Origin of the sequence: Agrobacterium vitis (assembly GCF_037039395.1) — a bacterium.
Taxonomy (GTDB): Bacteria; Pseudomonadota; Alphaproteobacteria; order Rhizobiales; family Rhizobiaceae; genus Allorhizobium; species Allorhizobium vitis_E.
The window spans coordinates 719085-736715 of record NZ_CP146244.1 but is presented as its reverse complement, the minus strand read 5'-3'; the positions used below and the strand labels follow the sequence as shown (position 1 = coordinate 736715).

Annotated in this window: 15 protein-coding genes; 3 read left to right on the top strand and 12 right to left on the bottom strand. The window is 60.7% G+C overall.

Features of this window, described 5'->3' with window-relative positions; all coding sequences use genetic code 11:
* The 12 genes from V6582_RS24665 to V6582_RS24610 all read right to left on the bottom strand — a co-directional run bounded on the left by V6582_RS24665 (position 1) and on the right by V6582_RS24610 (position 13322).
* Entirely contained in the window at positions 1-486 is a 486-nt protein-coding gene (locus tag V6582_RS24665; RefSeq protein WP_156630259.1) for a (2Fe-2S)-binding protein, read from the bottom strand.
* Complete coding sequence (locus tag V6582_RS24660; RefSeq protein ID WP_156630261.1) at positions 483-3656, bottom strand: molybdopterin cofactor-binding domain-containing protein; 3174 nt, start codon at positions 3654-3656, stop codon at positions 483-485. Before V6582_RS24660 ends, V6582_RS24665 begins: the two co-directional genes overlap by 4 nt.
* Positions 3656-4522 carry an aromatic ring-hydroxylating dioxygenase subunit alpha gene (locus V6582_RS24655; protein WP_156630263.1) on the bottom strand — a complete coding sequence of 289 codons (867 nt, stop codon included), beginning with the start codon at positions 4520-4522 and terminating at the stop codon, positions 3656-3658. Before V6582_RS24655 ends, V6582_RS24660 begins: the two co-directional genes overlap by 1 nt.
* Positions 4519-5913 carry an amidohydrolase family protein gene (locus V6582_RS24650; protein ID WP_156630265.1) on the bottom strand — a complete coding sequence of 465 codons (1395 nt, stop codon included), beginning with the start codon at positions 5911-5913 and terminating at the stop codon, positions 4519-4521. Before V6582_RS24650 ends, V6582_RS24655 begins: the two co-directional genes overlap by 4 nt.
* Positions 5914-5958: 45 nt before the next feature.
* Complete coding sequence (locus tag V6582_RS24645; RefSeq protein WP_156630267.1) at positions 5959-7539, bottom strand: GMC family oxidoreductase; 1581 nt, start codon at positions 7537-7539, stop codon at positions 5959-5961.
* A 13-nt stretch (positions 7540-7552) separates the two neighbouring features.
* The gene (locus V6582_RS24640) at positions 7553-8161 is read right to left on the bottom strand and encodes a thiamine pyrophosphate-dependent enzyme (protein WP_156630269.1); all 609 of its coding nucleotides are present in this window, start codon (positions 8159-8161) and stop codon (positions 7553-7555) included.
* A complete protein-coding gene (locus V6582_RS24635; protein ID WP_156630271.1) occupies positions 8158-8658 on the bottom strand; it encodes a thiamine pyrophosphate-binding protein in 501 nt (166 codons plus the stop codon). Before V6582_RS24635 ends, V6582_RS24640 begins: the two co-directional genes overlap by 4 nt.
* Positions 8659-8752: 94 nt before the next feature.
* Positions 8753-9703 carry a LysR family transcriptional regulator gene (locus V6582_RS24630; RefSeq protein WP_156630273.1) on the bottom strand — a complete coding sequence of 317 codons (951 nt, stop codon included), beginning with the start codon at positions 9701-9703 and terminating at the stop codon, positions 8753-8755.
* On the bottom strand, positions 9703-11502 hold the full coding sequence (locus V6582_RS24625) for an adenine deaminase (protein WP_156630276.1): 1800 nt from the start codon (positions 11500-11502) through the stop codon (positions 9703-9705). The genes V6582_RS24630 and V6582_RS24625 overlap by 1 nt, the downstream gene beginning before the upstream one ends.
* Before the next feature lie 196 nt (positions 11503-11698).
* The gene (locus V6582_RS24620) at positions 11699-12331 is read right to left on the bottom strand and encodes a glutathione S-transferase family protein (RefSeq protein ID WP_156630278.1); all 633 of its coding nucleotides are present in this window, start codon (positions 12329-12331) and stop codon (positions 11699-11701) included.
* Positions 12331-13038, bottom strand: coding sequence for a Rieske 2Fe-2S domain-containing protein (locus tag V6582_RS24615; RefSeq protein WP_156630280.1), 708 nt, complete (start codon positions 13036-13038; stop codon positions 12331-12333). The genes V6582_RS24620 and V6582_RS24615 overlap by 1 nt, the downstream gene beginning before the upstream one ends.
* 50 nt (positions 13039-13088) lie before the next feature.
* Positions 13089-13322 carry a hypothetical protein gene (locus V6582_RS24610; RefSeq protein ID WP_156630282.1) on the bottom strand — a complete coding sequence of 78 codons (234 nt, stop codon included), beginning with the start codon at positions 13320-13322 and terminating at the stop codon, positions 13089-13091.
* Positions 13323-13806: 484 nt separating this feature from the next.
* Between V6582_RS24610 and V6582_RS24605 the strand changes: the two genes are divergently transcribed.
* From V6582_RS24605 to V6582_RS24595, 3 genes are all read left to right on the top strand, one after another.
* Positions 13807-14919, top strand: coding sequence for a BMP family ABC transporter substrate-binding protein (locus V6582_RS24605; RefSeq protein WP_156630283.1), 1113 nt, complete (start codon positions 13807-13809; stop codon positions 14917-14919).
* 73 nt (positions 14920-14992) lie between these two features.
* On the top strand, positions 14993-16591 hold the full coding sequence (locus V6582_RS24600; protein ID WP_156630284.1) for an ABC transporter ATP-binding protein: 1599 nt from the start codon (positions 14993-14995) through the stop codon (positions 16589-16591).
* On the top strand, positions 16584-17630 hold the full coding sequence (locus V6582_RS24595) for an ABC transporter permease (protein ID WP_156630285.1): 1047 nt from the start codon (positions 16584-16586) through the stop codon (positions 17628-17630). The genes V6582_RS24600 and V6582_RS24595 overlap by 8 nt, the downstream gene beginning before the upstream one ends.
* Position 17631 lies beyond the last annotated feature (1 nt).

Here is a 17631-nt window from a genome sequence, read left to right as displayed (position 1 = left end):
TCAGTCTCCGGAAATGGTGTGTGCGGCGCGAATGCGGCAAGCGGCGTTCAACGCCCCTCGGATGATCGAATGATAGCCGGTGCAGCGGCAGAGATTGCCCTCCAGACCAGCGCGAATGTCCTTTTCCCCAGCCTGGGGGTTGTCCGTAAACAAGGCCACCAGCGCCAGCGAGAAGCCCGGCGCACAATAGCCACATTGGAAGGCGTTTTCCTCCGCCAGCCCTTCGCGCACCGCCTGCCCCAGCGGATGGGCGGTCAGTCCTTCCGCCGTCACGATGTCGGCATCCTCAATCTGCCAGGCCATCAGCAAGCAGGCATTGGCAAGCCTGCCATTCAACAGCACGCTACAGGCACCGCAGCGTCCAATGGCGCAGGCAAGCTTGGTGGCGGTCAGATGTAGCTTGTCTCGCAGGATTTCGGTAAGCCGCGTGTCCGGCTGGCAATCCACAGTGACCCGCTGGCCATTGAGTGTGAAGGCCAGGTTCATGCCGGCACCGAGAGATGTGCGAGAAGCATTTCCGGCACAACAGGCATGACCGGCGGCCAATAGCCGGTGGCAGCCGCAATGGCATTGGCAATTGCCGGTGTGACCGCGCCGATACCGAGTTCGCCGACCCCACGCGGACCAAGTGCGTCGCCGGGGTCGAGATCGTCAAGCGCAAAGACGTGCAGACCGAGCGGGGCATCCTGAATGCCGGGCAGCATATAATTGTCGAAATTGCCGGGCAGCATATAATTGTCGAAATTGCCGGTCAGATATGCTGCATCCTGCATCGGGCAATCCTCCGTCAGTGTGAAACCCAGCCCTTGCACCGCACCGCCCTCCAATTGCCCGAGATAGGCAGCAAGATCGATGATCGGTCCGGCGGCGGAATGCTGATGAAGATCAAGCACCCGCACCTCACCCGTCACCCGGCTGACCGCGACACGGGCAAGCGAAGCGCCGAAGGCAAAGATATAGCGGGCATTGGCATGCGCATAATCGGTCTTCGGAAAATCAAACGTCACCGTCACGCTTGGCAAATTCGTCTCCAGCAAGCTTGCGGCGAGATCCGCATAGGACAGCAAGATTGTGCCGCTATGGGTGCCGTATTCCGCAAAACCACCGGGCACTAGGACGAGTTGTTCAGGGTCGCAGCCAAGCCATTCTGCCGCCGCACGGCACATCTGTGTGCGAAATTCAGGAGCGGCCAGCCGCACCGAGGCCCAAACGACGTGGCTGCCACGCGAGGCGGTGGTCGAGCCTGAATCCGGGGCCAGCAATGTATCGCCAATCAGCGGAAGCACATCTTGACGCGCGCAACCGAGTTCAGCGGAAATGGCTGCGCAGATTGCCGGTAAAAGCCCCTGCCCCATTTCGTCCAGCCCGAATGCGCCTTCGATCAGGCCCTGTTTGTTCAGCGCAAGCCTACCCGCCGCCGGATCGGGAATGACAGATCCGAGACCATTGCCCTGATAATTCAGCGCCATGCCGGTTCCGATTATCCACTCCTGATCGGCACCTATCCCCTGTGGCTTGCGCCAAAGCACAGAGGCCGTGGCGGCCGCCAGCATTTCTTCCAGTCGTTCGCTGGTCGACACGACCTGCCCTAAATAGCCGGGAGAGCCTGGCTGTCGCAGATTGCGCCTGCGGATCTCCAAAGGCGAGAGGCCGCACAGTGCTGCCAGCCTATCCATCTGGCACTCCACCGCAAATGTCATCTGGTTGGCACCGAAACCGCGAAAAGCACCGCAAAGTCCATTATTGGTATAGGCGAGACGGCCCCGCGTGGTGATATTGGCAACCACGTAAGGGCCGATGGCATGTTCCAGCGCCGTTTCCAGAACGCTCGGGCCAAGCGATGCATAAGCCCCCGCGTCCGCCACCAGATCGACCTGCTGGGCCAGCAGAACACCGTGCGCATCGCAGGCGGTTTTCATGCGGATCGACATCGGGTGGCGTTTTTGTCCTGCAAGCATGGACTCCGCCCGCGACAAATGCAGCCTGGCAGGCCGCTTTGCCTTCAGCGCCAGAAGCGCCAGCGCTGGCTGGATGGACAGCTCGTCCTTGCCGCCAAAGGCACCGCCGGTCGGCGACGTCACCACCCGGATATCGTCTTCGTCCAAGCCAAGGATACGCGACAATTGCAGCCGGTCACGCCCGCCATGCTGGCCGCCAGCACACATGTTCAGCCGTCCATCCGGCTCAACAAAGGCATAACCACCCTCGGTCTCCATGAAACCGTGCATCTGGCGCGGCGTGATATAGATTTCCTCCACGATATGAGCGGCCTTGGCGAAACCCTGGACACTATCAGCACGGGTAAAGAGTATTTCCCGCTGGAGATTGCCGCTTTCGTGCACCCGTTCCGCCTGCGGCTCCAGCGCCGCGTCCATATCATCCACAACAGGCAGCGGCTCGTAGCGGACCTCGATCAGCGACAACGCCTTTTGCGCCGTCTCTTCATCGATTGCCGCGACCGCTGCGACCGGATCGCCAGGATGGCGCACCTTATCGAAACAGAGCGCTGGTTGGTCCTGGACCACAATGCCGAAAGCATTCAGCCCCGGCACGTCACGATGCGTGACAACAGAGACAACGCCCGGCAAAGCTTCTGCCGCCACTGTGTCGATGGACAGGATACGCGCATGGGCGACCCCGGCGCGCAGGATGCGGCCCACCAGCATGCCCTCCTCCCGGTGATCGGTAAGATAGGTCAGTTCGCCCCGGATCTTCTGCTCCACATCCGGGCGAATATGCCAGCGAGCTGGCATCCGCATGCGCTCAAGCGCCAGTTCGCCTTCCGGCGGGCGGGCAAACTCGATAGGTAAGGCGACAGGACAGTCCGGGATGCGTCCGGGCAGAAAGCCACCGAGTCCGAAGGTCAGGGCATTCGCCGCAACGTGGCGACGATAAGCAGCAGAGCGAAATGCGTCGCCCAGCACGTGCATTGTCTCAATCAAGCAGGGATGAACCTGCGCCCAATCGATCCCGTCCTCGGCAGCACCAGCCGCTAGCACTTCAGCCTCATGCATACGAGCGGGCAGCACAATGCCGCCGCCCACGGCAAACCGCACCGCAGCGGCACCGCTCCGACCGGCTATGAGGCGACCTGCCGCATTGATGACACTGGGGCTGAAGGCTGTTCTCAAACCGATCTTGCGGAATGTGAAACACTCCTGCGGTTCCTGGGGCGCGATCAAAATAGCCGTCAGGATCGCGGCAGGCTGCGGTGCGTCGGCCAGCCAATGTTCCAACGATATGGTAAACCCGTGAGGGTGGGCCGCAAATTCCAAAACCGCATCCAGCGCCAGCAGGGCAGGCAAAAGGCAACCGGCCCGCCCGGCTATATTGCCGCCAAGCGTAGCGAGAGTGCGCACGGCAGGGCTTGCCACCTTTGTCGCGGCGGCATGAAGCAGGGGCAAAGCCATAGCGAGATGGCGCGAGGCCAGGAGATCGGCAAGTGTCGTCATCGCGCCGATGTGAATAAGCCCATCGACCTCATCAATACCCGACAGCGCCGGGGAAAGCCCAGCAAGGCTGACCATCCGCTCCGGCCTCGCCAGACCCTTCGCCCATTCCAGTTGCAACGCCGTCGCTCCAGCAACAATGCGCGCACCCGGCTGCTGCGCCTCCGCGATGGCCAGGTCCAGCGTCTTCGGGGCCAGCACCTTCATCATCCGGCTCCTGCGGTCGTGCCGAAGCGGAGGCCTTTTTCCTTCAGCCAGCGGCGATAGGCAATGGAGGAGGAATCGGCCCTTGTCGGGATTTCAGCGCGCGGCTCAAGCGACAGCAGCAAGGGGCGCTGGTTTTCAACGATGATCCGGTCCTGAAGGAAAATCACCTGCTCGAAATTGAGGAGTGCCTTATGCGGCGAGACGGTATCGACCAGATACATCACTGGCTGGGCGCGGCAAAGCCCCTCTTCCATCGGCTGGATGAACAGGGCAATCGCATCGAGCCTGTCAGGCGATGTGGGACAGACCCGGTAGAGCATCACCACGAAGGGCGATGGCACCCGGTAGGTCAGGTGCACGAAGTCCCCATCGCTCTCGGTCGCAGCAATGCGCGGCTGGAAAAACGTGCAATTGGTCGCCCAGACCTCATCCACATCGCGGCGAATTTCCGACAGATAGTGTGGCACTTCGGTATGCGGCTCAGACCCGAGAATATCGGTATGCACGAAAGGAAAATGCGCCATATCGAGGAAATTTTCGACAACGCGCAGGCCCGATGCTCGCATTGTCACCCAACCGCACAGCACGAACCGGCGATCCGCCTCTTCTGCTTCGGCGATATCGACAATGTCCTTTCCCGGTGTGCCAAGCGTGGTAAACAGGCAACCGTATTTCACCTGGAACGGTAGGGCCGGTCCATAGCAGCCGTCCGTACCAATCTCGCGCACCAGCAGCGCACCAGTCGCGTCCAGCCGATATTCGATCTCCTGGCCCAGCAGCCTTGTTCTCACCGGCTGCGTCGTGACATCCCCGGCAGTGGCGATAGCATACCAATCGTCAAGCGCGACCTGGTCGGTCGTCTTCATTTGACACCCTCCGCTTCGCTGATCCATTGCTTGGTGCCGCCGCCATTTTCGGCAAGCCATGCGGCGCGGCGGGCAAAATGTGCAGGCGCCATGCCATGGATATCGGCAATGATCGCCTTGACGTCGCCGGTTTTCAGCACGCCATCTTCCACGATCACCTGACCATCCACCATGGTCATGGCGACATCGCCGCCGCGCACCGCATGGACGAGATTGTGCTGCACATTGAAATAGGGACCCTCGGCAAACAGCGGCGTCATACGCGGCGTATTGGTGCGCACGGCAATGATATCGGCGCGTTTCCCCACCTCGATAGAGCCGATTTCATCCTCAAGGCCGATGGCCTTGGCGCCGAGAATGGTCGCCATGCGCAGGCATTGCCAGCTATCCATGGCGGCGGCATCGCGGTGGCGCAGTTTGCCGAGCAGGGAGGCGGTCTTCATCTCCTCGAACATGTCGAAATTGTTGTTTTCCTTTTCGCCATCCGTGCCAAGACCGACCGGAATGCCAGCCGCCAGCATATCGGCAATCGGTGCGATGCCGGAGGCGAGCTTCATGTTCGACACCGGATTATGGGCAACAGAGACATTGTATCTGGCAATCAGCTCGATTTCCGCCTCGTCCAGCCAGACAGCATGGGCCAGCATGGTGCGTGGAGCCTCGAAGAAGCCGAGATCTTCCAGAACATGCATGGGGCGTTTGCCATAGGTGTCGAGAAAACCGCCAACCTCGACTTCCGCTTCCGAACAATGGGTGTGAAAGCCGGTGTTATACTGTTTGGCCATGGAGATGGCACGCTGCTGGCCAGCCGCATCAGCATAAAACAGATGTTCCAGCCCGACCCAGACATTGATGCGGCCCCCCGCCTTGCGGTGCCAGGTCTCAATCATCGCCTCGTTATTGTCGAGCGTTTCGAAATAATTGTAATCGGGGTGCTCCCCGACATAGGGTACAGCAACAAGGCGCATGCCGATGGACTGTGCGGCCCGGGCACTGCCATCCATATAGCGCCACATATCGACAACAGTCGTGGTGCCGGACAGCGCGGATTCGGCATAGCACAGAAATGACGCCGCCTCGGCTTCATGCGGCAGAAGCACGCGGTGCATCGGGTTGATATGGATGGTCAGCCAATCCCAGACCGGCAGATGTTCCGCCGTGCCGCGCAGGAAGCCGGAATGCGCATGGGCGTTGATCAGCCCCGGCATCAGCAGTGCATTGTCTATCCTCTTGACCGCCAAAGCCGGATGACTGGCCTTCACCATCTCCAGCGCACCGACCGCCAGGATACGACCGTCCTCGATGGCGACCGCGCCATCGGGGATGACGCTGTTTTTCGCATCCATGGTCAACAGAGTGTCCGCGGTGACGATCATTGCGCTCGAAGTCATGCTCATCTCCAGGGTCTTCCTTCCGCCCTTCAGGGCATGCAAATTTCACGCCGCCTGCATCAGGAAGGTGGCGGCACGCTCACCAATCATCGTCACCGGCGCATGGGTGTTGCAGGTCGGAATGATGGGGATCACCGAGGCATCAGCAATCGTCAGCCCGGCAAGGCCATGCACCCGCAAACGGCTATCCACCACCGCCATGTCGTCACTGCCCATCTTGGCCGTGCCGACGGGATGAAAGAAAGTGGAACAGCCGTTGCGGATGAAATCCCGAAGCCCGGCCCTCGAAAGTTTTGCGTCCGGCGCGGCAAAGCCATCGAACAGCCCGGCAAAAGCCGATGTCTGCGCCAGCGCCATCACCGTCTCGACGGCCAGAAGCGTCGCATCCAGATCGGCAGGCTCCGCGAAATAATTCGGCTGGATCTCCAGCGGGCCAAGAGGGTCGGCAGACAGCAGACGCAGGTATCCGATGCTTCTTGAGCGCATCAAGCCCGCCCCCATCGAAAACACCGGGCCGGACATGTCGTAAAGAGCGCGCAGCGCAGGCGTAGCGCTATTGCCCTGCACGGGAAAGGCATGCACATCCGGTTGGCCGAGATGGGCCGATGATTTCCAGTTCATCATGGTGCCACCGCCATTGTCGAACACATCGCCCAGCGGCATTTTCGACCGGCAGACCACGGCCTGTACCAAAGGGTGATCCTGAAGATTGCGTCCGACGCCAGGAAGGGCGTGGATGAGTGGAATGCCCAGCCGTTTCAACGCCTCGGGATCGCCAATGCCCGACAGGACAAGCAGACGCGGCGTATCGAAAGCCCCCGCCGCCAGCACTACCTGGCTTTGGACAAGGGTCTCAACTGTCTTGCCGTCCACCAGATGGCGAATGCCCGTGCAACGCCCCTTTTCGACCATCAGGCCGATAACCTGTGAGCCGGTCAGCACAGTCAGACGCGGATGATCAAGGATCGGATAGAGATAGCCCTCAGCCGAACTCCAGCGCTTGCCATCGACAATATTGAAATTCGAGGGGCAGGCGCCCTCATTGCTTGGCCCGTTTGGATCGTCGATCACGGGCATACCGAGATCGGCAGCACCCTCCATCATCGCCCGGGCCACCGGATGAAGGGCCTTGCTGGTCGTGATCTTCAGGGGACCGCCAGCACCGCGCCAGCGGCTTTCGCCGCCTTCCCAATCCTCGGCCTTTTTGAAGAATGGCAGCACATCCTCAAACGACCAGCCCTCGCAGCCAGCGGCCTGCCAGGCGTCATAGTCACTGGGATGGCCGCGATACCACATCATCGCATTGATTGCCGAAGAGCCGCCCAGCACTTTGCCACGCGGAATACCAATCGTATGGCCGTTGACGCGGGATGTGGGCGCATAATCATAACCCCAATCCCACCGCCCGCGCCCCAACGGCACCCATTGACGCGGGTCGTCAATCTCGGTCACGCCGATCCCCGGTTCGCCCGCCTCGACCAGCAACACGGTCGCATCCGTGCCATCGATCAGGCGACGCACCACCGGCAAGCCGCCGGAGCCCGCGCCGACGACGATATAGTCATAGGCCTTCAGGAGCGGGCGTTGTGGCAAGAGGGGCCGGGCTACAGTCGTCGTATTGGACATGGGGACATCGGCCTCAATTGTGCTCGCTCGGTCCCATGATGACGATGCCTTCCGAGGCCTCGACATGGCGCACGAAGATATATTTGTCCTCGCGCCCATCCGAATGCTTGCGCTTGATGTCCGGCTGCACAGTGCCTGCCACCTTGGCAACCACCACATAGGGAACATCCGCCTTCAGGCCCGCCTCGCAATGGGAATCGAATTCTTCCAGCGTGCGGGCGGTAAAGGCATTATCGATCCCGGCGCCACGGGCAATGGCGGCAATATCCACCCGCCCGAAAGCCGTGTGGGTCGGCGGCCCACCAATCGACTGGTAGCACTCATTGTCCCAGACGACGATGAACAGGTTTTTCGGTTGTTCATTGCCAAGGGTGGCGAGAATACCGAGGTTGAACATCATGCCGCCATCGGTATCGAGCGAAATGATCCGGCGATGTGGCAGCCCAGCAGCCAGCCCGAAGGCCTGCGGCGTGACACAGCCAAGCTGCTGCTGGAACAGGCTGGCCTGGCGCATATGCGGGGCGGCGTTATACCATTCATCGACGGAGGCACCGAGCGAGAGGATAACAAGCTCGTTTTCCAGCCGCGCGGCCAGCAGCTTCATGCAATCATAGCGCTTCATCGGACGATGCTCCCGCCAAGGGCGATGGCCGAGTGGTAGTAGGCATTGTAGGACCAATTATAGGCATCCAAGATCGACTGCTCGATTTCGTCTTCCTCGCGCACCACCCGGTAGGGAATGCGCAGCGCGTTCAGCACCGGCTCCATGGTGATGCCGTGGGGAATGGCCCACCAGTTGTTTTCACCCAGTTCGCCGCGATAGCTCATCAGCATGACGACCGGAATACCGGCCCCCAGCCCCATGCGAGCCAACGGTTCAACGGAAGCCCGCAGGCCGGAATTTTCCATGACCAGCGCCGCCCGCTTGCCGGACAGAAACACACCGCCACAGATTGCCGCCCCCTCGCCCTCATTGGTGACGCGAATAGTGCGGATATCAGGATCGGCATCGAGTGCCGGATACAGTTCTTTGAACAGCGAGTCAGGCAGGTAGCAAACGACACTGACCCCGGCTTTCTTGAGGCCGCGGATAACGGCATCGACGGATGATGGTTTCATGGTGATCCCTCAGTTTCCGCGTGAGGTTCGCAAACCGGACGTGTTTCGAATAGACGGCTTTTTTCGACGCAAGTAATGCGCAAAAGGCAACATGTTATGGTAGGTCTCGCGGCACTTGTGCTGCCGCCTGCGCGAGTTGCTCGACCGATTGCTCCAGCAGCCGACCCAGCGCCGAGGCCGCATCCGACATCTCCTTGGCCGAGCGCGATAGCAGCATCAGCTTGCGGTTCGGCAAGCGGCTGTCGGAAAGCGGCACGAAGACCAGCGAACCCTCGGCCAGCTCCTGCTCCACGCCGACCCGGGTCTGCAAGACAAGGCCGAGATTGCGCCTGGCCAATTCCACCATCAGGCCGATGGAATTGGTGCGCGAGCGGTGCGAGAGATCCACCAGCGAGCGGTTCAACGCCTCCTCTACCGAAGCGCCCAGCGTCAAGCTGGCATCCGAGAGGATCACCCTCAGGTTGGCGAGATCGAACAGCTTGATTTCCGTGCGCTTGGCCATATCGCTATCCGGCAGAGCCAGAACGCCGATTGGCAGCGAGACGCTGGCAATGCGGCGCACGGTGCGCGGCACGCGCACGTCGAAAATAACCGCAAGATCGCATTCGCCCTCGGCCACGGCATTGGCTGCCTGCTGCGAAGCCATGACCTTGATATCGACGGTAATGGCCGGATGCCGGCTCCAGAATGCCTCCAGCGCCGCTGGCAACAGGCCTCGCGCCACGCTTTCCACCACAGCCACCGAGACGGTGCCTCGATGCAGCCCGTGCAGATCGTTGATTTCAGCGCAGGCCCGGCTGAGTTCCGACAGCGACGCCTTGGCGTGATACAGCAGCAATTCACCGGCGCTGGTCAGTTTCAGGCGCTGGCGCACCCGATCAAACAGCGGCGTGCCGATTTCCTCTTCCAATTGGCGCAGGATGCGGCTGACCGAAGAGGGCGCAACATTGAGGGCAAGGGCTGCCTGGCGGATCGAGCCCAGCCGCGCCACCAGCTGGAAATAATGGATGCGCGTTGCAACCAGGCCCAGCCGGTAGGCATCCATCACGCCGCCTCGAAGGGTGGCACGATCACCATTTGCGGCACCGTCACCAGCCCCTTGTCGGTAATGCGGATTTCCGGGATCACCGACAGTGGGATGAGGTTGAAGCCCATATAGGGAATGGTGCAGCCTGCCTTTTCCCACTCCACTTTCAGCGCCTGGACTTCGGCTGCCACTTCATGCACCCGCTTGTCGGACATCAGGCCCGCCACCGGCAGCGGCACCATGGCCGTCACCTTGCCATCCTGCACCACACAGACCCCGCCCTGATGGGATTCAATGGCGCGCAATGCCACCTGCATATCGGCCTCATTGGTACCGGCGATGATGATGTTGTGGCTGTCATGACCGATAGAAGAAGCAACGGCACCGCTTTTCAGCGCGAAATTGGAAAGAAGCGCATGCGCCACATTGCCCGGCGATTTGCCATGCCGCTCGATTACCGTCACGAAGCACAGGCCGTGGCGGGCAAAATGCGTTTCCCAGTCATTGGCCGGTTCCAGCTCGATCTTCTCGTGTCCGAGGATGATACCCGGCAATTCGGTGCGGATCGTATTGGCGATGACTTTACTACTCGGCAGATCCGGCGTCAGCTTCACCACGTCAGGCAGTTTGACTGTGTGATAAGCGGCATCGGGATAGCGCCAGCGGCTGGAAAGAGCGGCATCGAGAACCGGAGTAATCTTTTTGTGGTCAACCACCAATTCGCCGCCATACCAGGTGCTGACCGGCTCAAGGTCGTCATTCAGAAGCACCAGATCGGCCCGGCGACCGCCACCCAACCCGCCGATCTCCCCGTCCATGGCAAACCGCGTCGCGCCATGCAGCGAGCCCATGGCCCAGGCCTGCTCCCGGCTCATGCCCGCGCGCTTTGCCTCGCGCACCACCCAATCGAGACCGAAGGCCAGCAGGTCCTCTGCATCGCGGTCGTCGGTGCACACAGCGATGCGCTTATGCGAAGCGCCAAGCTCCGTCACCGTGCGGATCGCCTCCGGCAGGGAATGCCAGGGCGTGGTTGGCGGGCCGCCGCGCAGGAACAGCCAGATCCCCGCCTCCAGCAGATCATCGGCAATGTCGCGGTCGATGGCTTCATGCGTGTCTGTGACGCCGGATGCGGCATAGGCCGAGACAAATTCACGGCCATAGACATGGCCGGAAACCGGACGCCCCCGGCCAAGCGCTGCGGCCAGAATGGCATGAGCGCGCTCATCTCCCATGGTGACGGGGACGAAATCCATCTTTTCGCCCAGCGCCACCGCTTCCGGCCATGTGTCGAACAGGGCGGCGATCTTCTCCGCTGTCAGATCCCCTCCTGCCGTTTCCAGCTCCGGTGAGGTCGCAGGCACGGTGGAGGGAACAGTGAGGAAAATCGATAGCGGCGCATGGCGGGCGTCTTCCAGCATCGCCTCGACGCCGGCCACATCCATCACATTGCCGATCTCGTGGCTATCGCAGAAGATCGTTGTCGTACCGTTGAGAAGGGCGGCCTCGGCATAGGCACAGGCTGTGACCATGCTGGATTCAATATGGATATGCGGATCGACCAGACCCGGCGCGATTATGCCGCCCTGCGCATCATAGCGTGGAACGCCCATGGCTTTCGAGCTGCCAGCCGGTTTGACGGCGGCGATCCGTCCGCCCGTGAGCCAGATTTCCCTGTCCGGCAAAATACGCTCGGAATAGGTCGAGAGAACGCGGGCTCCGGTGATCACCAGATCCGGCGCGGCGCGGCCAGACGCCACATCGGCCAGCCGCCGCGTCATGCCCGCCAGCGGGGCAACGGAAAATCGGGTTAAAGCCATCGGCATAAACTCCTCTGATGGGCAGAATAGTGAAATCCGGCTTGCGTGCTGCCGTCACAGTCTGTTCAAGAATTGCTGCTGGCCTGGCGAAAATGGTGATTTCGAGAACCGGAACGGAGCGTACTTAAGTACGTGAGTACCGGAAGCGCAGAAATTGCCATTTGCAGACGGCCAGCGGCAATTCTTGGATAGACTGTCAGTGGTAATCAGGTATGCCCGGCATGGTCCGGAAACCGGGGATGCTGCGAAACCGCCTTATCCAACGCCGAAGCGCCGGAAATTCATCGTGATCAATGCCGTAATCCCGGCTGAGTGCGAAGCTTGGAAACAGGGCGAGATCGGCAATGGTCGGGCCTGCCCCGGCAAACCATTCGCAGCCATCGAATTGGCGCAGCGTCATGTGGTCGTCCATGATCCGGAAGGCAGCGCGGGATGACGCTTTCAACGCCTCAACATCACCCGGCCCGCCAAACAGCGCCACCCGCCGGGCTATGACAGCACAGCCAAGCGGCGCGGCTGAAAACAAGGTCCATTGCATGATGCCGCCAAAGACCGCTGGATCGAGCGGCAGCCACGTGCCGGAGGGGTCATGGGCCCTGGCCAGATGGGTGAGAATGGCCTGCGTGCCATAAAGCACCTGTTCGCCATCCCTCAGCACCGGAAGCTCCCCCAGCGGATTGAGCGCCAGCATCGCCGGGGACTGTTCCTCCCGGCCCGGCACCATATCGATCGCAAGGGTTTCATAGGCCACGCCAAGACAGGAGAGCAGCAGCCGCACCCGGTAACAGTTTTCGTCCAGATCGTAATTATAGAGCGTGATCTTCGACATCAGGCCACCTTTCCCAGCCCGGATGCTTCAAGACCAATCGGCGTTTCAAGCGAAAGGCGCAATGCTTGCGCCCAACGGGCAAGTGCTGGCCGGGATGTCACCGACCGTTCATCCGTGACGATATGCAGACCGATCTTTTGCGGGGCGATGCGCTGCACCGCGATGGCGAGATGAAGATCACCCGCCTCCAGCCGCCAGACATTGCTGGCAAGCACCTCGAACCGCGCAGCCTCCAAGCCTTTCCCAACCGGCAGATGCGCCACCATCAAGCCGTCCATGGCCCTTTGCGGCGTGCAATCCACATAAAGGCTGCGAACTGCCAGGGTAAGGCCGAGATCGGGGATAGCCTCAGGAGTGGCGCTGTCGGCAAGCGCCGTCCAGATCACGCCATTGCGTTCCTGCACCGCGTAGCTGGCGATCTTGATGGTCTTTGGCACGTCGAGATCGGGATGGGCCGGGATATGGGTGCATTGACCGCCCGCGTCATAGGACCAGCCATGGTAAAGACAGGCGATGTGATCGCCGCGCACGAAACCGAAACTCATGCGCATGCCGCGATGCGGACAGCGGTCTTCCCATACATGCACCAGCCCCCTGACATCGCGCCAAATGACGATTTCAGCGCCATCGACAACAGCGCCAGCCGACGTTCCCGGTTCAATCGCCGTTGACAGCGCCACCGGCATCCATCCTGCTTCAGTGGTCATCGCGCCTATCCCTCATTGTTCCGGTCACCCCTTTCAGAAGATCAAGCCCATCACGAAAGCCGCCAGACATCCCGCACGATGCAATCCGTCGGCCCGAGGCTACAAGCCATTTCAAACATATCGACCAGTGCATCCTGTCCAGCGACCGACACCGCCACCCGGCTGTCGCTGCAAGCCTCTACATCCAAATCAATGTCCAGCCGGCCCGCGCGGTGGCGGGCAAATGTCAGGAAGCTCTCGCAGTCAAACTGCCCTTCGAACACCAGATTGACCGGGCGGCTCATACCCGATCCACCGGCAGCAGCAGGTCAGCCAGACAGAACCCCATTCTGCGAAACATTTGGCCTCCAATTGATTTTTCCCATGCATAAGATTAATTTTTATGCATGCCTCAATTTTATCCAGTCTAGTCCTTGCGAATGGCGGCTTACAAGCATTTTCTTTCAGCGAGTTGTTGCTTTTAACGCATTCCAGCGATCCATTTTTTCTGACTATGCGAAACATCTTTGATTTGAAAAGCTCGTTTACCGGCGGCAAACGCAGGCCATTCACGAAGGTAAGGCGCGAGGATTGATGGTCCCTTGCGAACCGAAATGTGGCTGTTGCTTGCCCCTGCGCCTTCTGATCCTGAAAGAGGATACGGAGCCTTCCACCAAGGTTTTCCGGTCTGGCACGGTTGTTGCCTTAGAAATTTCGGCGCTTTGCGGGCGAATGCGGATCACCGCTTTCCAGCCGGTATAGTTCAAACAAAAAACACAAGGGGTTCCAATGATCGACCTGCGCAGTCTTTCCCGTCGCGGTTTCCTCAACATGGCAGCAGCCGGTAGCGCCTCGCTGGCGCTGCCCGGCATGTTGCGCTCTGCCGCAGCCGCGAGTGCCCTGCCTGCCATGAAGGAAGAGGACGCCGTGATCGGCTTTGGCCATGTCGGCCCGGTGACCGATGAAGGCTGGACCTGGTCGCATCATCAGGGCGTTCTCGCCGTCAAGGAAAAATTTCCCAAGCTGAAGAAGATCCTCGAGGTCGAGAACGTTCCCTATTCGGCAGATGCCACCCGTACCTATCGGCAATTCGTGTCGGAAGGCGCGAACATGATCTTCGACACGTCTTCGACCGGCGACTTCCTGCATGACGTGGTGCGCCGCGCCAAGGACACCGCCTTCATGGAATGCAATGGCCATGTGACGATGGACAATCTCGGCTGGTATTACATGGCCCATTGGTATCCGACCTATGTGGTCGGCGTCGCCGCCGGGCATTTGTCGAAAACCGGCAAGCTTGGTTACGTTGCCTCCTTCCCGGTTGCTTCGGTCTATGCCTCGACCAATGCCTTCCTGATGGGCGCGCGCACCGTCAACCCCAATGCCACCTGCCAGACCATCACCATCAATTCCTGGTTCGATCCGCAGGCCGCCGCCCAAGCGGGCACAGCGCTGATCGACAATGGCTGCGACTTCCTGTTCGGCATCATGGATGAGGCCGCCTATCTTCAGGTTGCTGAAAAACGCGGCGTCTGGGCCGCGATGTGGAACACAGATATCCGCCGCTATGGCCCCAATTCCTACGTGTCTTCGATCATTATCGACTTCAAGGAGTTCTATATCGATCAGGTCCGCAAGCGGCTGGCAGGCGAATGGTCGCCTTCGGAAAGCATCTTCGCGATGGGCGCAGGCGTTGACCGCGATACCTGGGGCGCCAAGGTTCCTGCCGAAGTCGGCAAGGCGGCAGACGATATACGCACGAAAATCCTCGGCGGCTGGTCGCCATTTGTCGGCGAATTGAAGGACGCCAAGGGCGCCGTGCGGGTGGCCAAGGGCCAGAAGATGACCGAACTGGAGCTTTATAACTGGGATTGGTCGGTGGAAGGCGTCACGGGGCTTTAAACCACCCGACGCAATATAGAGGCCGGGCGATGATGCCCGGCCCTTCGCAGTCTCTCATGCCGGTGTGCCGAGAATGAATGAACATCCTGCGAAATATACAGTGCCGACGGGGGCAGCCCCTCTCGTCCAGTTGAAAGGCATTGCCAAATATTTCCCCGGCGTCATCGCCAATCGCGATGTCGATCTTGAAGTCATGCCCGGTGAAATCCATGCGCTACTGGGTGAAAACGGCGCCGGTAAATCGACGCTGATGAATATCCTGACCGGCATTTACCAGCCGGATGCGGGCGAGATCATCATCGACGGCTATGCAAGGCAATTTACCGGACCGCAGCAGGCAATTGCCGCTGGCATTGGCATGATCCATCAGCATTTCAAGCTGGTGAATGCCTTCACGGTAGCGGAAAACATTCATCTCGGCTGGAGCGAGACGCCCCGGCGCGCCTCAGCCCCGGTTCTGGAGGAGCGCACGGCAGAGCTTGCGGCCAGATTCAACCTCCAGGTCAAGCCTTCGGCGCGGATAACAGAGCTTTCGACAGGCGAACAGCAGCGGGTGGAGATCCTGCGGGTTCTCGCCCGCAAGGCCCGCGTACTGATCCTTGATGAGCCGACCGCCGTCCTCACACCGCTTGAGGCGCGTGAACTGTTCAAGGCCTTGCGCGATTTCGCCTCCACCGGCAATGCGGTGATCTTCATCTCCCATAAGCTCGATGAAGTGCTGGAAATTTCCGACCGGGTGACGATCCTGCGCGGCGGGCAAAAGGTCGGCACCGAGCTTTCCGCCGATTGCAGCCCGGCCAAGCTGGCGCGGCTGATGGTCGGGCGCGATATCGTGCTGGCCGATATGCGGGGCCGCCCGCAAGGTGCCGCCGCGCTATCGTCTGCTCCTGTCATGCGGGTCAGCACAGTGACGGCGCTGGACGATAGCGGACGCCAGGCCTTGCACGATATTTCCCTTGATCTGCGCGCAGGCGAAATCCTTGGGATTGCCGGGGTGGCAGGCAATGGCCAGCGTGAACTGTCGCAAGTGCTGACCGGCACGCGGCCCGTCGCCTCCGGCACCATCGAAATCGACGGCGAAGCGATTGGCCACGCAAATGCCGCTGATTTCGTGCGGCGCGGCATCGGCCATATCCCGGAAGACCGGTTGCAGAGCGGGTTGGCACCGGGGCTGTCGATCACCGTCAATGCCGTGATGCGCGAATATGGCAAACCGCCGGTCACTGTTGGCGGACTGTTTCGCCCCTCCGCCGCCAAGGCGCTGGCCCGCAGCATCGCCAGCGTCGCAGAGGTCGCCATCCCGGATTTCGCCATGCCAATCCGCAATCTATCGGGTGGCAACCAGCAAAGACTGGTGGCGCGGCGCGAAATGCGGATCGCCACGAAAATTCTGGTCGCCGCCTATCCGAGCCGTGGGCTGGATGTCGGGGCGATCAATACCATGCTGCGCTATATCGTTGACCTGCGCAATGCAGGTGCCGGTATCCTGCTGATCTCGGAGGAACTCGAGGAATTGCTGAACCTCTCCGACCGCATCGCCGTGCTTTACGAAGGCCGGATCATGGGCATCGTCGAGAATGACAGCGCCGATATCGAACAGATCGGCCTGATGATGGGCGGGCGACAGCTGAAGCCGGGTCAGTTGGCAGCAGGAGGCACGCAGCATGGCTAGTCTTCGCCTGCAACGCTTCCCTTCAGCCACGCCAGCTGCTGCCCTGGGCGCACGGGCAGCAGCCATTGCACTGGCCTTAGTGATCGCAGGCGTCATTCTGGCCATTGCGGGGAAAAGCCCTGTTAACCTTGGCATTCAGGTGGTCTCGTCCTCGCTCGGCTCCAGTTTCGGCCTGGAAGATCTCGGCCTTCTGGTTATTCCGCTGATCCTGACCGGCCTTTCTGTCACCGTGGCGCAACAGATCGGTGCCTGGAATATTGGTGCGGAGGGGCAGTTTTACGCAGGCGCCTTCGCCGCCAGTGCCGTTGGCCTTTTTGTGCCACTGCCGGAAGGCTGGAGCCTGGTGGCGATGTTTTTCGCCGGAGCGCTTGGCGGAAGCGTGTGGATCGTCATTCCGGCCCTTGCCCGTGCCTATGCCAATGTCAACGAGCTGATCACCACGCTGCTGCTCAATTTCGTCGCCATCCTGATGGTTTACTATGTCTCCACGGATGCGTGGCGCGAACGTGGCGGCGTCGCCAACTCGGCCACTCCGCGCATCAAGGCTGAAATGCCGGAATTCTGGGGTCTGGTGCATTGGGGCCTGCCGATTGCCGTGCTTCTCGCGCTGGCCATGGCGGCGCTACTGGCCTTTACCCGCTGGGGTTATGAGGTGCGGCTGATCGGCTCCAATCCGCAGGCCGGAAACTATGCGGGCATTGCCGCCCGCCGTCATCTGATCACCGTCATGCTGCTATCGGGGGCAATTGCCGGTCTGGCGGGCATGTTGGAAGTCACCGGAACAGTGCATCGTCTTCAAGGCGGCATTTCCAACAATTACGGCTATCTCGGCATCATGGTCGCGGTGCTGGCGCGGGGGTCCTGTATTGGGGTTATCCTTGCGGGGGCGCTGATGGCCTTCATCCTCAATTCGGGCATCATTTTGCAAACGCAGGGGCTGACGACCTCGACCGTGCTGGCGATCACCGGCCTCATCCTCTTCCTGACAGCCATCGGCGACGAGATTTCCCATTACCGCATCGTCCGCGACAAGACCTGAA

What these genes read in the sequence shown, in the direction of transcription:
- V6582_RS24665 (WP_156630259.1), bottom strand. Translation starts at nt 486, where the DNA reads ATGAACCTGGCCTTCACACTCAATGGCCAGCGGGTCACTGTGGATTGC.
- V6582_RS24660 (WP_156630261.1), bottom strand. Translation starts at nt 3,656, where the DNA reads ATGAAGGTGCTGGCCCCGAAGACGCTGGACCTGGCCATCGCGGAGGCG.
- V6582_RS24655 (WP_156630263.1), bottom strand. Translation starts at nt 4,522, where the DNA reads ATGAAGACGACCGACCAGGTCGCGCTTGACGATTGGTATGCTATCGCC.
- V6582_RS24650 (WP_156630265.1), bottom strand. Translation starts at nt 5,913, where the DNA reads ATGACTTCGAGCGCAATGATCGTCACCGCGGACACTCTGTTGACCATG.
- V6582_RS24645 (WP_156630267.1), bottom strand. Translation starts at nt 7,539, where the DNA reads ATGTCCAATACGACGACTGTAGCCCGGCCCCTCTTGCCACAACGCCCG.
- V6582_RS24640 (WP_156630269.1), bottom strand. Translation starts at nt 8,161, where the DNA reads ATGAAGCGCTATGATTGCATGAAGCTGCTGGCCGCGCGGCTGGAAAAC.
- V6582_RS24635 (WP_156630271.1), bottom strand. Translation starts at nt 8,658, where the DNA reads ATGAAACCATCATCCGTCGATGCCGTTATCCGCGGCCTCAAGAAAGCC.
- V6582_RS24630 (WP_156630273.1), bottom strand. Translation starts at nt 9,703, where the DNA reads ATGGATGCCTACCGGCTGGGCCTGGTTGCAACGCGCATCCATTATTTC.
- V6582_RS24625 (WP_156630276.1), bottom strand. Translation starts at nt 11,502, where the DNA reads ATGGCTTTAACCCGATTTTCCGTTGCCCCGCTGGCGGGCATGACGCGG.
- V6582_RS24620 (WP_156630278.1), bottom strand. Translation starts at nt 12,331, where the DNA reads ATGTCGAAGATCACGCTCTATAATTACGATCTGGACGAAAACTGTTAC.
- V6582_RS24615 (WP_156630280.1), bottom strand. Translation starts at nt 13,038, where the DNA reads ATGACCACTGAAGCAGGATGGATGCCGGTGGCGCTGTCAACGGCGATT.
- V6582_RS24610 (WP_156630282.1), bottom strand. Translation starts at nt 13,322, where the DNA reads ATGAGCCGCCCGGTCAATCTGGTGTTCGAAGGGCAGTTTGACTGCGAG.
- V6582_RS24605 (WP_156630283.1), top strand. Translation starts at nt 13,807, where the DNA reads ATGATCGACCTGCGCAGTCTTTCCCGTCGCGGTTTCCTCAACATGGCA.
- V6582_RS24600 (WP_156630284.1), top strand. Translation starts at nt 14,993, where the DNA reads ATGAATGAACATCCTGCGAAATATACAGTGCCGACGGGGGCAGCCCCT.
- V6582_RS24595 (WP_156630285.1), top strand. Translation starts at nt 16,584, where the DNA reads ATGGCTAGTCTTCGCCTGCAACGCTTCCCTTCAGCCACGCCAGCTGCT.